Origin of the sequence: Stenotrophomonas maltophilia R551-3 (genome assembly GCF_000020665.1) — a bacterium.
Classification (GTDB): domain Bacteria; phylum Pseudomonadota; class Gammaproteobacteria; order Xanthomonadales; family Xanthomonadaceae; genus Stenotrophomonas; species Stenotrophomonas maltophilia_L.
Map to the genome: position 1 here is coordinate 1,490,035 of NC_011071.1, position 13,122 is coordinate 1,503,156.

The window sequence follows — 13,122 nt, forward strand, 5'->3', positions numbered from 1 at the left end:
GGAAGGGGCGTCAGCCAGGGACTGTGAGCGGGCCGATCACGCCGGCCTGCAGGAACTGCTGCAGCAGCACGGCACCGGGCCCGGCCAGCGCCTCCTCAGCCAGGCCGTTCGCAGCGGCCAATTGCCGCAGATAGGCATGTCCATCGAGGCCGGGTTGTTCGCCGATGCTGGACAGCAGGTACACCGCCAACGGGCTGAGTGCGGCGAAGCGCACTTCGCCATCGGCCTCACGGCGCACCAGCAGGCCGGTCGGTTCGGCCGGCGGCTGCATTGGCGCATCCTCGGCACCGAGTCGATGCACCGGCCACTGGTACAGCAGCGGCCAGGCCAGTGGTGAGCGCTGCAGCGGTACCTGCAGCGGATCGATGTTGCCGGGTGCCGGCAGCGGCTCGGCCTGCAACTGGTACAGCGCGGTCTCCACCCACTCGTAATGAGCGAGTTCGGCCAGCGCCGGGTGCGGCAGCTGCAGCTGTGCCTGCAGCCATTGCACGAATTCGGCGGCCAGCTCGGTGAACAGCGGTGCCTGGCAGCGATGGGTCGCGAAGTACTGGCGGACCAGCGCGCTCCAGGCCGGTTCGCCGAGCAGGCGCACGCAGACCGGGAAGCCGTTGCTCAACAGGCCCAGCAGATTGTTGAACAGCAGCCGTTGGTACACCGCGACCCGGCGTGGCTCCAGCCCGACTGGCGGTGGCACACCCTGCGGATCGCGCAGGTGTGCGGTGAACGCATGCTGCTGTGCGCGCAGCCTGTCGGGAGCATCAGCCATGTGCGCTCCCGGCGTGCGTGGCCTGCAGGCGGCGGATGGTCTGCAGTTCGCCCTGCAGCTCGGCGTACGGGGGGAAGTTGAAATCGCGTTCGAGCAGGGTCGGACGCGCGCCGATGCGTGCATAGGTACGCGCCAGCAGTTCCCAGACCGGGTCGATCACAGCACTGCCATGGGTATCGATCTTCAGGTCCGGTGCCTCATCCAGGTGCCCGGCCACGTGCAGGCAGACGATGCGCTCTGCGGGCAGCCCGGCAATGAAGGTGTCGGCGTCGTAGCCATGGTTGCAGGCATTGACGTAGACGTTGTTGACGTCCAGCAGCAGGTCGCAGTCGGCCTCGGCGAGCACGGCATTGGTGAAGGCCAGTTCGTCCATCGCCGGTTCCGGTGCCAGGTAGTAGGAGACGTTCTCCACCGCGATGCGGCGGCCGAGAATGTCCTGCACGCGCGCGATGCGTGCCGCGGTATGGCGCACGGCTTCGTCGGTGAATGGAATCGGCAACAGGTCGTAGAGGTGGCCATCGTCGCTGCAGTAGCTCAGGTGTTCGCTGTACAGCGGCACGCGATGCGTGTCGAGGAAGTTCCCGACCTGCTCCAGCAGCTGCGTATCCAGGGGTGCACTGCCGCCCAGTGACAGCGACAGGCCATGGCAGCTCAGAGGATGGCGCTGTGCCAGTTCGGCCAATGCATCACCGGCTGGGCCGCCGACATGGATCCAGTTCTCTGGCGCGCATTCGAGGAAGTCGAAGTCACCGGCCGGCGCGTCGCGCAGATCCTGCAGCAGCGCCCGGCGCAGGCCCAACCCGGCGGCCGCCGCACGAAGCGGCGACCGCGGGTGGACGACGGCGGCGCGGACGTCAGTGCTTGGCACCGCACTTGCCTTCGCCGCACTTGCCTTCGGCCGACTTCTTGTCGCCGGTCTTGGCCTTGGCGCCTGCCGCAGCACCGGCGGCCTTGCCCTTGTCGGCGCCGCACTTGCCTTCAGCGCTCTTGCCGTCGGCACCACATTTGCCTTCGGCGTGCTTGGTCGCATCAGCGGCCATCTTGGTGTCCGCTGCCTTGGCATCGGTGGTGGCCTTGGCGGCCTGGCCAGCAACCAGATAGCCCTGGGCCAGGTCACTCATGCTCAGCGCCGAAGCGCTGGCGGTCATGCCCAGGCCAGCGGCCAGGGCGGTAGCAGTCAGCAGGGACAGGGTCTTGTTGGAACTGCTCATCGGTGGTGCTCCTGGGTGGTGTGGGCAGATGCCCGGGTAGCCGGCAGGGATGCCGGTGGAAGCGATGGTGCAGCGATCCTACTCAACGAATCCTCGCCAAGAACTCAAATTTTCGTGAGGTTTGTTACAGAAGGGGAGACCAGCGGCCTGGTAGGCCACGCCATGCGGGGATGAACTGCCGGAACGCCCAAAACAAAAAGGCCGCTGTCAGCAGGACAGCGGCCACCTTGGAGTCAACTCCGGTGTTGCGGTGCAGTATCAGATCTGGTCGGTGCTGGAGGTCTCGTCGCGCTTTTCACGCGGCGGCAGCGGCTGCTCGCCATGCACCAGGAACCACACGTTCTCGGCGATGTTGGTGGCATGGTCGCCCACGCGCTCCAGGTTCTTGGCCATGAACAACAGATGGGTGCACGGGGTGATGTTGCGCGGGTCTTCCATCATGTAGGTCAGCAGCTCGCGGAACAGCGCGGTGTACTGCGCGTCCAGGCGGGCGTCGTCCTCACGCAGGGCCAGCGCGGCATCGGCGTCGTTGTCGCGGTAGGCGGCGATGGCGCGACGGACCTGCTGCGCGGCCAGGCGGCCCAGAGCACGCAGGCCCTGGATCTGCGGCAGCGGCGGCACCTTGCCCAGCGCGATCGAGCGCTTGGCGACGTTGGCAGCGTAGTCGCCGATGCGCTCGATGTCGGCCGGAATGCGCAGGCCGGCGAGGATTTCGCGCAGGTCGCGCGCCATCGGCCCACGCAGCGCCAGGCGCATCACGTCATGGCTGATCTGCTGCTCCAGCGCATCGATCGCTTCGTCGTTGGCGATGATGCGATGGGCGGCGTTCTCGTCGCGCTTCTCGATCACGTCCATCGCCGCTTCGAGCTGGGCGACGGCCATCTCGCCCATGCGCACGATTTCGGCCACCAGGCGCTGCTGCTCTTCGTCGTAGCTCTTGACGATGTGGTCGTTGGGAAGATTCATGTTCATTCCACTCTGTAGAGTCGAGCCACGCTCGACTGACGTGATTTGTAGAGTCGAGCCATGCTCGACTGACATTGTCTGTCTGTCGACTGGCGTTTCAGCCGAAGCGACCGGTGATGTAATCCTCGGTCTGCCGCTGCGACGGCTGCGAGAAGATCACTTCGGTGCGGTCGTGCTCGATCAGGTCGCCCAGGTACATGAAGGCGGTGTAGTCGGACACGCGCGCGGCCTGCTGCATGTTGTGGGTGACGATCACGATGGTGTACTCGTGCTTGAGCTCTTCGACCAGCTGCTCGATGCGGCTGGTGGAGATCGGGTCCAGCGCCGAGGTCGGCTCGTCCAGCAGCAGCACCGACGGGCGCAGGGCCACCGCACGGGCGATGCACAGACGCTGCTGCTGGCCACCGGACAGGCCCAGTGCGCTCTGCCCCAGCTTGTCCTTCACTTCGTCCCACAGCGCGCCCTGGCGCAGCGCCTGCTCGACGCGGTCGGCCATGTCGGCCTTGCTCAGCTTCTCATGGTGGCGGATGCCGTAGGCCACGTTCTCGAAGATGGTCATCGGGAACGGCACCGGCTTCTGGAACACCATGCCGACCTTGCTGCGCAGGCGGTTCATCGGGTACTTCGGCGACAGGATGTTCTCGCCGTCCAGCAGCACCTCACCGCGTGCTTCCAGCTTCGGGTACAGCGCGTAGATGCGGTTGAAGATGCGCAGCAGGGTCGACTTGCCGCAACCGGAGGGACCGATCAGCGCGGTCACGCGCTTTTCCGGAATCTCCAGGTTGATGCCCTTCAGGGCATGGAACTTGTCGTAGTAGAAGTCCAGTCCACGCGCAGCCAGCTTCACCGGCGACGGCGTGTGCAGGCTCTCGTGCGAGGACGGCACGGCGATGCGCTGCATCGGCACGGCGTTGGAAAGGTCGTTCATGGCGTTATCCACGGAAAGGTCAGTCATGGGAGATACGGTTGCGCAGCAGGATGCCGCGGGCGGCAAGGCTGACCAGCAACACGAAGACAGTCAGCACCAGGGCACCGGCCCAGGCCAGCACCTGCCAGGATTCATACGGGCTGCCGGCGAACTGGTTCATCACCACCGGTACCGAGGCCATCGGCTGGAAGATGTTGTTGTTCCAGTACTGGTTGCCGAAGGCGGTGAACAGCAGCGGTGCGGTCTCGCCGGAGATGCGGGCCAGCGCCAGCAGGATGCCGGTGATGATGCCGGCCGAGGCACTGCGGTACAGCACCTGCACGATCACTTTCCACTGCGGGATACCCAGCGACAGCGCCGCCTCACGCATCTGCGAGGGCACCAGGCGGAGCATCTCGTCGGTGGTGCGCACCACCACCGGCAGCACGATGAAGGCCAGCGACAGTGCACCGGCGAACGCCGAGAAGTTGCCGCCGGTCTGCATCACGTACAGGGTGTAGACGAACAGACCAAGCACGATGGACGGCGCCGACAGCAGGATGTCGTTGACGAAGCGGACCACGGTGCCGGCCTTGCGGGCGTTGCCGTACTCGGCCAGCCAGGTGCCGGCCAGCACGCCGAGCGGGGTGCCGATGCCGATTGCCAGCGCACACATCACCGCACTGCCGAAGAAGGCATTGGCAAGGCCGCCTTCCTGCATCGGCGGCGGCGTCATCTTGGTGAACAGATCCAGGTTGATGCCGGCAAGGCCCTTGGAGGCCAGGGTGAACAGGATCCAGCCCAGGAAGAACAGGCCGAACAGGGCGGTGGCGCAGGACGCGGCAATGGCGATGACATTGCCGATGCGGCGGCGCAGATACAGCGAATCAGCGGTGCTGGACATCAGTTGCCCTCCTTGCGGGACAGGCGCATCAGCATCAGGCGGGCAATGGCCAGCACCACGAAGGTGACGATGAAGAGGACGAAGCCGAGCAGCAGCAGGGCCGAGCGGTAGGTTTCAGTGGCTTCGCCGAAATCGTTGGCGATCAGCGCGGCGATGGTGGTGCCCGGTTCCAGCAGCGACGGCGACAGGCGCACGCTGTTGCCGATCACGAAGGCCACCGCCATCGTCTCGCCCAAGGCGCGGCCGAGGCCGAGGAAGATGCCGCCGATCACCGCCGAGCGGGTGTAGGGCAGCACGATGTCCCAGCTCACTTCCCACTTGGTGGAACCCAGCGCATAGGCCGATTCCTTCAGGCGGGTCGGCACGGTCAGGAACACTTCGCGCATCACCGAGGAGATGAACGGAATGACCATGATGGCCAGCACGAAACCGGCAGTGAGCATCCCGATGCCCAGCGGCGGGCCCTGGAACATGGGACCGATGATCGGCCATTCGCCCAGGGTCTCGTTGAGGAACGGAGTGACGTACTCGGTCATCACCGGCACCAGCACGAACAGGCCCCACATGCCGTAGATGATCGAGGGAATGCCGGCCAGCAGTTCGATGGCGGTACCGACCGGGCCACGCAGCCAGCGCGGCGCGACTTCGGTGAGGAAGAAGGCGATGCCGAAACTGACCGGCACGGCGATGACCATCGCGATGGCGGCGGTGACCAGGGTGCCGTAGATCGGGGCGAGGGCACCGAACTTGTTTTCGACCGGATTCCAGTCGGCAGAGAAGAAGAAGCTCAGGCCCTGCATCTGCAGGGCATGGCGGCCGCCCCACAGCATCGACAGCGCGGCGCAGGCCAGGGCAATGAGGACGAAGATGACGGTGCCGACCAGCACCCATCGGAACAGTTTGTCGTTGCGGGCATCACGCGCATCACGCGTGGACGGGGCGGCTACAGGCTGGGCGATGGCATTCATGGGGACGGCGGGGCCAGGAAGGGGCGGGGCGGCACGGCGTGGCAGAGGCGGTGCCCGCGCGGGGCGGGCACCGTCATGTCCATCACTTCAGGTCAGTCGCCCAGTAGGCCTCGATCTGCTTGACCAGGTCGGCCGGCAGCGGCACGTAGTGCAGCTCGTTGGCCTGGGTCTGGCCGTTCTCGAAGGCCCACTTGAAGAAGGCCAGGGTGTCCTGGTTGCGCTTGGCGTCCTTCGGCTGCTTCTGCATCAGCATGAAGTTGGTGGCGGTGATCGGCCACGCCTGCTCGCCCGGGGCGTTGGTGATGACCAGGTTGAAGTCCTTGGCGCTGGCCCAGTCGGCGCTGGCGGCCGCAGCGGCGAAGGTTTCCGCGCTCGGCTCGACCCAGTTGCCGGCGGCGTTCTGCATGGCGGTGTACGGCATGCCGTTCTGCAGGGCATAGGCCAGTTCGACGTAGCCGATCGAGCCCTTGATCTGCTTCACGTACGAAGCGACGCCTTCATTGCCCTTGCCACCGACGCCGTCCGGCCACTGCACCGAGGTGCCTTCGCCGACCTTGGTCTTCCACTCCGGGCTGACCTTGGACAGGTAGTTGGAGAAGTTGAAGGTGGTGCCCGAACCGTCCGAACGGTGGACCAGGGTGATCTTGCCGTCCGGCAGCTTCACGCCCGGGTTGGCGGCGACGATGGCCGGGTCGTTCCAGGTCTTGACCTTGCCCAGGAAGATGTCGGCCAGCAGGGCGCCGCTGAGGCGCAGCTTGCCGCCTTCCAGGCCTTCGATGTTGACCACCGGCACCACGCCGCCGATGGCGGACGGGAACTGCGCCAGGCCGGCCTGGGCCAGCTCTTCGCTGCTCAGGGGCTTGTCGGAGGAACCGAAGTCGACGGTGCCGGCCTTGATCTGGGCGATGCCGCCACCGGAGCCGATCGACTGGTAGTTGATCTTGGCGCCGGTGCTGGCGTTGTAGTCAGCCGACCACTTGGACACCAGCGGGAAGATGAAGGAAGCGCCGGCGCCGGACACTTCGGCGGTCACCTTGGCACCGGCAGCGGCCGGGGCGGCGGCACCGTCGGCAGCCGGCTGCTGCGCGGCCTGCTTGTCGCCACCGCAGGCCGACAGGCCCAGGGCGATGGCCAGGGAAAGGGCGGCGAGGCCGGCCGAGTGCAGTTTCATGGTCACTCCATAGCGGGGTAGAGCCGACGGCGTCGGCGGATGCGGCTATGAAATGATGTTTTTGTTACAGCCGTATTACGACGATGACAGAGGTGTCCTGGATCACGTTCTGACAAGGGTTTCACGGGGTTGGCCCCGATTCCGCGGGCCCCCGGGGACCCCCGATCTGCGCACCGACCATGACGGTCGGTTGGCCCTTCTAGAGTCGAGCCAGGCTCGACTGCTCCTTGCCCTCGATAGGTGCGGACTCCTTGCCCTCGGTAGGTGCGGACCGTTGGTCCGCACGCTCCAGCACCCAGCCGAGCATGGGCTCGGCTCTACAAACGCCCTTGCCTTTGCTCCCGCTCTTGCCTTCCATGACCCCACCGCGCCCCCGATGAACTGTCGAGAGGCGGTGGGCCAGGACGTGCAGGACCGTCCACGGCATGGATGCCGTGGCCGAGCCCCCAAGGAAGGGTTTACGGCGTGTCCTGCACGCCCTGGCCCACCGACTCACCCACGGATCAGCGAAGGCGCAAACGCTCTTCACGACCGACCCCTAAAAACAAGAAGAGCGCGAGATCTCGAGGATCTCGCGCCCGGGTGGGATCGGCGGGGGAGAGAGGACCCGCCGATCCCGTTCCTGCGGGGGAACGCGCTTGCTTACTTCAGGTTCTGCGTCCAGTAGGTCTCGATCTGGCGCACCAGGCTGTCCGGCAGCGGCACGTAGTCCAGCTGGCGGGCCTGGGCGTCGCCGCTCTTGTAGACCCAGCGGAAGAACTCCTGGGTGGCCTTGCCGTTGGCAGGGTTCTTCGGCTTCTTGTGCACCAGGATGAAGTTGGTTGCGGTGATCGGCCAGGACTCGGCGCCCGGGGCGTTGGTCATCACCAGGTAGAAGTCCTTGGCGCTGGCCCAGTCGGCGCTGGCAGCAGCGGCGGCGAACGAGGCGTCGCTCGGCTGCACGAAGCGGCCGGCGGCATTCTTCATCGCGGTGTACGACAGCTTGTTCTGCAGCGCGTAGGACAGTTCGACGTAGCCGATGCCGCCCTTGATCTGCTTCACGTAAGCGGCAACGCCTTCGTTGCCCTTGCCGCCGATGCCGGCCGGCCACTGGACCGAGGTGCCTTCACCGACCGAGCTCTTCCACTCCGGGCTGACCTTGGACAGGTAGTTGACGAAGTTGAAGGTGGTGCCCGAACCATCCGAACGGTGCACGACGGTGATCTTGGCGCTCGGCAGGGTCACGCCCGGGTTCAGTGCGGCGATGGCCGGGTCGTTCCAGGTCTTGATCTTGCCCAGGAAGATGTTGGCCAGCACGGTGCCGTCCAGCTTCAGCGCGCCCGGGGCGATGCCGGCAACATTGACCACCGGCACCACGCCGCCGATCACCGACGGGAACTGGGCCAGGCCCGCAGCGGCCAGTTCTTCCGGCTTCAGCGGGGCGTCGGAGGAGCCGAAATCAACGGTCTTGGCCTTGATCTGGGCGATACCACCACCGGAACCGATCGACTGGTAGTTGACCTTGTTGCTGGTGGCGGCGTTGTAGTCGGCCGACCACTTCGACATCACCGGGTAGATGAACGAGGCGCCCGCGCCGGTGATTTCAGCGGCGTTGGCGGCGAACACGGACGACGCTGCGAAGACGGCAACGGCAACGCGCGACTTGAAGGCGTGGATCACGGGGTGGCTCCTGGGTTGATTGGGATGCGGGGTTACCCGCCCGGCGCACATTCCATAACGGTTCGATGACAGCGCAGGGACCGTTGTATGACGCAACCGTTACAGTGCTGCCCGGCGCCCGCACAGCAGGGGTGTGAAGGTTCTAAGTGCTGCGGGCAACGTGATGACCAATGCAACGGAGACGGACCTGGCCCGGTTGCGATCACGTTCTATATGTCGCTGATGGCCTGCCCGCTGTGGTCGTCAATGCCATCCCTGCCTGGCATTCCGCAGTGATGCCGCGTCATCCACGCGAAACCAGCGGTGCCGGTGAAGGTCCCGCAGCGACAGGTCCGCGCATGAACGCTGATACGTGACGCCATATGCGGCAAGGGATCGACAAGGATGTGGCGGCAAATGAGTCGTACGCATGACCGCACGAAGAAATCTGTGGTTGGTGCTCAGGTTGTCATTCGGCTGTCATGGTTTTAACGGAATGTTCGCAAAACGCTTGACCGGCCTGCCGGCGTGGCGTTCTGCCCAAGCCATTCCAACCCTCTGGAGAAATCCAAAATGCGTTCCCATTTGCTCGCCGCCGCGGTCGTTGCAAGCCTCGGTCTGGTTTCCGCCGACGCCTTCGCAGCTCCCGCCAGCACGGGCGTATCCCAGGCACAGCTGCAGCAGCTGCAGGCGCAGATCGCTGCCCTGCAGGCCCAGGTCCAGCAGTTGCAGAACGATTCGCAGGCGCTGCAGGCACAGTCTGACGCGCAGTCCGAAGTGAACATCACCCAGGCCCAGGCTCTGGAAGGTGCACAGAAGACCCAGACCAGCGTCGACAAGCTGGCCAAGCTGGTCAATGACAACAAGATCGGCGGTCGCATGTTCTTCGACCTGACCAACATCGACAAGACCAGCAACGGCAAGGACACCGCCGCCAGTGGCACCGGTCTGGACGTCAAGCGCTTCTACCTGACCGTCGACCACAAGTTCAACGACATCTGGTCGGCCAACCTGACCACCGACTTCCAGTACAGCTCGGCCATCGGCAACACCGAACTGTTCGTCAAGAAGGCCTACGTGCAGGGCAGCTTCGACCCGGCCTTCAACCTGCGCGTCGGTGCCGCCGACATGCCGTGGATTCCGTACGTCGAGAAGTTCTACGGCATGCGTTATGTCGAGAACACCCTGACCGATCGCCTGAAGTACGGCAACTCGTCCGACTGGGGCCTGCATGGCTTCGGCAACCTGGGCAACAACTTCAACTACGCGGTCTCGGTCGTGTCCGGCGCCGGTTACAAGAACCCGACCCGCAGCAAGGGCATGGACGTGGAAGGCCGCGCGGCCTATACCCCGAACGAGAACTTCGTGGTTGCCGTCGGTGGCTACAGCGGCAAGCTGGGCAAGGAAACGGACATCCAGAGCGCCGAGAACACCTACACCCGCGCCAACGCGATGGTCGCCTACGCCAGCAGCGACTTCCGCGTCGGTGGCGAGTACTTCCAGGCCAAGAACCTCAACAACGTGATGACCGTTGCTACCGACAAGACCAGCGGCTGGTCGGTGTGGGGCAGCGTGCGCGTCACCGACGGCGGCATCAACGTGTTCGGTCGTTACGATGACACTGACGTCAGCAAGACCCTGGACCCGACCCTGAGCGACAAGTACTGGAACGTCGGTGTCGAGTTCCCGGTCATGAAGAACCTCAAGCTGTCGACCGTGTACAAGTACACGCACCTGGCCAACGCCGGCGACAAGAAGAACGACAAGACCAAGGAATTCGGCGTCTGGGGCGACCTGTCGTTCTGATCACCTGAAGCACCTTGTCTGCAAACGAGGACGGCGGGCCCTGCGCCCGCCGTCTTCGTTTTGTCACACCACGAACGCGGTCACGCCTCGGCAGTGGTCTTTTCCTTGAACCGGCACAGGTCGGCGATCACGCAGCCCGGGCAATCCGGCTTGCGCGCCTTGCACACATAACGTCCGTGCAGGATCAGCCAGTGATGCGCGTCGAGCAGGAACTCGGCCGGAATCACCTTCACCAGTTTGTCTTCCACTTCGCGCACGTTCTTGCCTGGTGCCAGGCCGGTGCGGTTGGAGACGCGGAAGATATGCGTGTCCACCGCCATCACCGGTTCACCGAACGCGGTGTTGAGCACCACGTTGGCGGTCTTGCGGCCCACCCCCGGCAGCGCTTCCAGCGCGTCGCGATCACGTGGCACTTCACCGCCATGCTTTTCCAGCAGGATCGCACAGGTGGCGATCACGTTCTTCGCCTTGGCATTGAACAGGCCGATGGTGGCGATGTACTGCTTCAGCCCGTCTTCGCCGAGCGCGAGGATCTTCGCCGGCGTGTTGGCCACCGGGAACAGCCGGCGCGTGGCCTTGTTGACGCCGACGTCGGTGGCCTGCGCCGACAGCGCGACCGCCACCAGCAGTTCGAACGGCGAGCTGTATTCCAGCTCGGTCTTCGGGTGCGGGTTGAGTTCGCGCAGCCGGGTGAACATCTCCACCACGTCGGCGCGCGGCATCACGCTGCCACGGCGCGCCGGTACGCGCGCGGTCTTCTTCGCAGTGGCCATTACTGTTCCTTGCCGGTGGCGCGGGCCTTGGCCCGGGCGAGAATCGCGGCCGCCGCAGCGGGCAGCGCGGGCTTCACGTCCGGTGCTGCGGCGGGCGTGCGCCTTGCGTCGCGTTCGGCCTCACGTCGCGCCAGACGCACGGCACGGGTGCGGTAGCGTTCGCGTGCGGCCCAGGCATTCTGCAGCTGCTGCTGGGCCTGGCGCAGGCGCTGTGGAAGCTCCGGGTGGCCGGGCAGCAACTGCTCGTCGCCGGCGCGGGCCACATAGTCCATCAGGCCGGCCTGCAGGGCGCCATCGAGATCGTCTGCCTGGACCCGGGCGAACAGCTGCGCGGGGTTGGGTCGGGATGCCATGGCGTCAGCGGTTCTGGAAGGCCGGCGGACGGCGCTGCAGGAAGGCGCTGGTGCCTTCGCGCATGTCCTCGGTGGCAAACAGCAGACCGAACTGCGCGCTCTCGTACTCCAGCCCGGCATCCAGGCTGCATTCGCCGCCCACGTGCACTGCGTCGAGCAGGCCACGCAGGGCCAGCGGCGCCGAGCGTGCCAACTGGCGGGCGATGTCCTGCACGCGGTTGTCCAACGCGTCGGCGGGCACCACCTCGTTGACGATGCCCAGTTCCAGCGCGCGCGCCGCGTTGATCGGAGCACCCAGCAGGCAGAGCTCCAGGGTGGCGGCGCGGCCGCACAGGCGCAGCAGGCGCTGGCTGCCACCGAAGCCGGGAATCAGGCCGAGGTTGATTTCCGGTTGGCCGACTTTGGCGGTATCGGCGGCGATGCGCAGATGGCAGGCCATGGCCAGTTCCAGGCCGCCGCCCAGCGCAAAGCCGTTCACGCGGGCGATGACCGGCTTGGGCATGCGTTCGATCTGGCGCATCAGGGCCTGGCCCAGCAGCGAGAAATCACGTCCCTGAACCGCGCTGAGTGTGTTCATTTCGGCGATGTCGGCACCGGCCACGAAGGCCTTCGGGCCGGCACCGGTCAGCACCACCACGCGTACCTCCGGGGCGGCGGCGGCGGCGCTGAACGCCTCGGCCAGGGCCTGCAGGGTGGCGGCGTTCAGGGCGTTGAGCTTGTCCGGGCGCTGGACGGTCACGGTGCGGATGGCGCCGTCGTCGGCGACAGCGATCAGGGCATCTGCCACGGGGAAACTCCAGAAACGTTAAAAAATAGTGATATTGAACTCTGCAAACGCAGACGGGTCTTAGCCTGCATCGTGAGTAGCGGTTACACGTTGCGCCCGTTATCCTAACCCGTCGCCTCAGGGCGGCGCAGAACGTCCCTGAGTTACCACCCCTGGAGAACTGTTTGATGAAGTTGCGTTCTATCGCGGTCGCCGTCGCGGCCCTGGCCCTGACGGGCAATGCCTTCGCCCAGGACATCGCGTCCGAGAAGGGCAAGCTGAGTTATTACTTCGGTTACGACTACGGCAACAACCTGGCGGAGCTGACCGGTCGCGGTGAGCAGCTGGACATCAACTCGGTGGTGAAGGGCCTGCAGGACGCCTACGCCAAGAAGCAGCCGGCCATCACCGCCGAGCAGCTGAAGCCGGCCGTTGAAGCGTTCCAGAAGCGCGAGCAGGGCCGTGCCCAGGCTGCCAAGGCCGAGTACGAAAAGGCTGCTGCCGAAAACAAGACCAAGAGCGATCAGTTCATCGCGGCGAACAAGGCCAAGGCTGGCGTGCAGTCCCTGCCGAGCGGCGTCCAGTACCGCGTGGTCGAAGCCGGCAAGGGCGCCAAGCCGACCCAGGCCAGCACCGTGCAGCTGGAAGTGGCCGGTCCGTTCCCGTACGGCCAGCGCCCGACCGAAGCCCGCCCGGCCCAGCAGATTCCGTCGATCAAGGTCAGCGAAGTCGAAATGAAGGCCATGCGCGAGACCCTGCTGCAGATGCCGGCAGGCTCGAAGTGGGAAGTCACCCTGCCGCCGGACCAGGCCTACGGTGCCGACCCGCGCACCCCGTTCCCGCCGAACGTGGCTGTGCAGTTCGAGATCAAGCTGGTCAGCGTCAAGTAAGAA

General features: G+C 65.5%; 14 protein-coding genes. 2 read left to right on the top strand and 12 right to left on the bottom strand.

The window, feature by feature from the left end; translation table 11 throughout:
- Positions 1 to 10: 10 nt before the first annotated feature.
- The 9 genes from SMAL_RS06695 to pstS (SMAL_RS06740) all read right to left on the bottom strand — a co-directional run bounded on the left by SMAL_RS06695 (position 11) and on the right by pstS (SMAL_RS06740) (position 8,552).
- Positions 11 to 766 carry an HvfC family RiPP maturation protein gene (locus tag SMAL_RS06695; RefSeq protein ID WP_012510546.1) on the bottom strand — a complete coding sequence of 252 codons (756 nt, stop codon included), beginning with the start codon at positions 764 to 766 and terminating at the stop codon, positions 11 to 13.
- Positions 759 to 1,634 carry an HvfB family MNIO-type RiPP peptide maturase gene (locus SMAL_RS06700; protein WP_012510547.1) on the bottom strand — a complete coding sequence of 292 codons (876 nt, stop codon included), beginning with the start codon at positions 1,632 to 1,634 and terminating at the stop codon, positions 759 to 761. The genes SMAL_RS06695 and SMAL_RS06700 overlap by 8 nt, the downstream gene beginning before the upstream one ends.
- On the bottom strand, positions 1,621 to 1,977 hold the full coding sequence (locus tag SMAL_RS06705; protein WP_012510548.1) for a hypothetical protein: 357 nt from the start codon (positions 1,975 to 1,977) through the stop codon (positions 1,621 to 1,623). The genes SMAL_RS06700 and SMAL_RS06705 overlap by 14 nt, the downstream gene beginning before the upstream one ends.
- Positions 1,978 to 2,235: 258 nt before the next feature.
- Entirely contained in the window at positions 2,236 to 2,949 is a 714-nt protein-coding gene (gene phoU, locus SMAL_RS06710) for a phosphate signaling complex protein PhoU (protein WP_087943698.1), read from the bottom strand.
- A 91-nt stretch (positions 2,950 to 3,040) separates the two neighbouring features.
- A complete protein-coding gene (pstB, locus tag SMAL_RS06715) occupies positions 3,041 to 3,871 on the bottom strand; it encodes a phosphate ABC transporter ATP-binding protein PstB (RefSeq protein ID WP_005408788.1) in 831 nt (276 codons plus the stop codon).
- A gap of 19 nt (positions 3,872 to 3,890) precedes the next feature.
- Positions 3,891 to 4,754, bottom strand: coding sequence for a phosphate ABC transporter permease PstA (pstA, locus tag SMAL_RS06720; protein ID WP_004151398.1), 864 nt, complete (start codon positions 4,752 to 4,754; stop codon positions 3,891 to 3,893).
- On the bottom strand, positions 4,754 to 5,722 hold the full coding sequence (gene pstC, locus SMAL_RS06725) for a phosphate ABC transporter permease subunit PstC (protein WP_012510550.1): 969 nt from the start codon (positions 5,720 to 5,722) through the stop codon (positions 4,754 to 4,756). Before pstC ends, pstA begins: the two co-directional genes overlap by 1 nt.
- Positions 5,723 to 5,804: 82 nt before the next feature.
- Positions 5,805 to 6,893 (bottom strand): phosphate ABC transporter substrate-binding protein PstS, encoded by a 1,089-nt coding sequence (gene pstS / locus SMAL_RS06730; protein WP_012510551.1) that lies wholly within the window; start codon positions 6,891 to 6,893, stop codon positions 5,805 to 5,807.
- A gap of 642 nt (positions 6,894 to 7,535) precedes the next feature.
- Positions 7,536 to 8,552: a phosphate ABC transporter substrate-binding protein PstS gene (pstS, locus tag SMAL_RS06740; protein WP_012510552.1), complete on the bottom strand. Its 1,017-nt coding sequence runs from the start codon at positions 8,550 to 8,552 to the stop codon at positions 7,536 to 7,538.
- A 552-nt stretch (positions 8,553 to 9,104) separates the two neighbouring features.
- Between pstS (SMAL_RS06740) and SMAL_RS06745 the strand changes: the two genes are divergently transcribed.
- On the top strand, positions 9,105 to 10,337 hold the full coding sequence (locus SMAL_RS06745) for a porin (protein ID WP_004151438.1): 1,233 nt from the start codon (positions 9,105 to 9,107) through the stop codon (positions 10,335 to 10,337).
- Between the two features lie 80 nt (positions 10,338 to 10,417).
- On the opposite strand, the gene nth is transcribed toward SMAL_RS06745, so the two are convergent.
- The 3 genes from nth to SMAL_RS06760 are packed head-to-tail and all read right to left on the bottom strand — an operon-like array spanning position 10,418 to position 12,250.
- The gene (nth, locus tag SMAL_RS06750) at positions 10,418 to 11,110 is read right to left on the bottom strand and encodes an endonuclease III (RefSeq protein ID WP_004151462.1); all 693 of its coding nucleotides are present in this window, start codon (positions 11,108 to 11,110) and stop codon (positions 10,418 to 10,420) included.
- Complete coding sequence (locus tag SMAL_RS06755) at positions 11,110 to 11,463, bottom strand: hypothetical protein (RefSeq protein WP_012510553.1); 354 nt, start codon at positions 11,461 to 11,463, stop codon at positions 11,110 to 11,112. Before SMAL_RS06755 ends, nth begins: the two co-directional genes overlap by 1 nt.
- Before the next feature lie 4 nt (positions 11,464 to 11,467).
- The gene (locus SMAL_RS06760; protein ID WP_004151463.1) at positions 11,468 to 12,250 is read right to left on the bottom strand and encodes an enoyl-CoA hydratase-related protein; all 783 of its coding nucleotides are present in this window, start codon (positions 12,248 to 12,250) and stop codon (positions 11,468 to 11,470) included.
- A 167-nt stretch (positions 12,251 to 12,417) separates the two neighbouring features.
- Here SMAL_RS06760 and SMAL_RS06765 point away from each other — a divergent pair, with 167 nt between their 5' ends.
- Positions 12,418 to 13,119: an FKBP-type peptidyl-prolyl cis-trans isomerase gene (locus SMAL_RS06765; protein ID WP_004151465.1), complete on the top strand. Its 702-nt coding sequence runs from the start codon at positions 12,418 to 12,420 to the stop codon at positions 13,117 to 13,119.
- Positions 13,120 to 13,122: the final 3 nt, after the last annotated feature.

Bases quoted from the DNA above. Each gene is read 5' to 3' on its own strand.
- SMAL_RS06695 (WP_012510546.1), bottom strand. From the start codon at position 766: ATGGCTGATGCTCCCGACAGGCTGCGCGCACAGCAGCATGCGTTCACC.
- SMAL_RS06705 (WP_012510548.1), bottom strand. From the start codon at position 1,977: ATGAGCAGTTCCAACAAGACCCTGTCCCTGCTGACTGCTACCGCCCTG.
- phoU (WP_087943698.1), bottom strand. From the start codon at position 2,949: ATGAACATGAATCTTCCCAACGACCACATCGTCAAGAGCTACGACGAA.
- pstB (WP_005408788.1), bottom strand. From the start codon at position 3,871: ATGAACGACCTTTCCAACGCCGTGCCGATGCAGCGCATCGCCGTGCCG.
- pstA (WP_004151398.1), bottom strand. From the start codon at position 4,754: ATGTCCAGCACCGCTGATTCGCTGTATCTGCGCCGCCGCATCGGCAAT.
- pstC (WP_012510550.1), bottom strand. From the start codon at position 5,722: ATGAATGCCATCGCCCAGCCTGTAGCCGCCCCGTCCACGCGTGATGCG.
- pstS (WP_012510551.1), bottom strand. From the start codon at position 6,893: ATGAAACTGCACTCGGCCGGCCTCGCCGCCCTTTCCCTGGCCATCGCC.
- SMAL_RS06745 (WP_004151438.1), top strand. From the start codon at position 9,105: ATGCGTTCCCATTTGCTCGCCGCCGCGGTCGTTGCAAGCCTCGGTCTG.
- nth (WP_004151462.1), bottom strand. From the start codon at position 11,110: ATGGCCACTGCGAAGAAGACCGCGCGCGTACCGGCGCGCCGTGGCAGC.
- SMAL_RS06755 (WP_012510553.1), bottom strand. From the start codon at position 11,463: ATGGCATCCCGACCCAACCCCGCGCAGCTGTTCGCCCGGGTCCAGGCA.
- SMAL_RS06765 (WP_004151465.1), top strand. From the start codon at position 12,418: ATGAAGTTGCGTTCTATCGCGGTCGCCGTCGCGGCCCTGGCCCTGACG.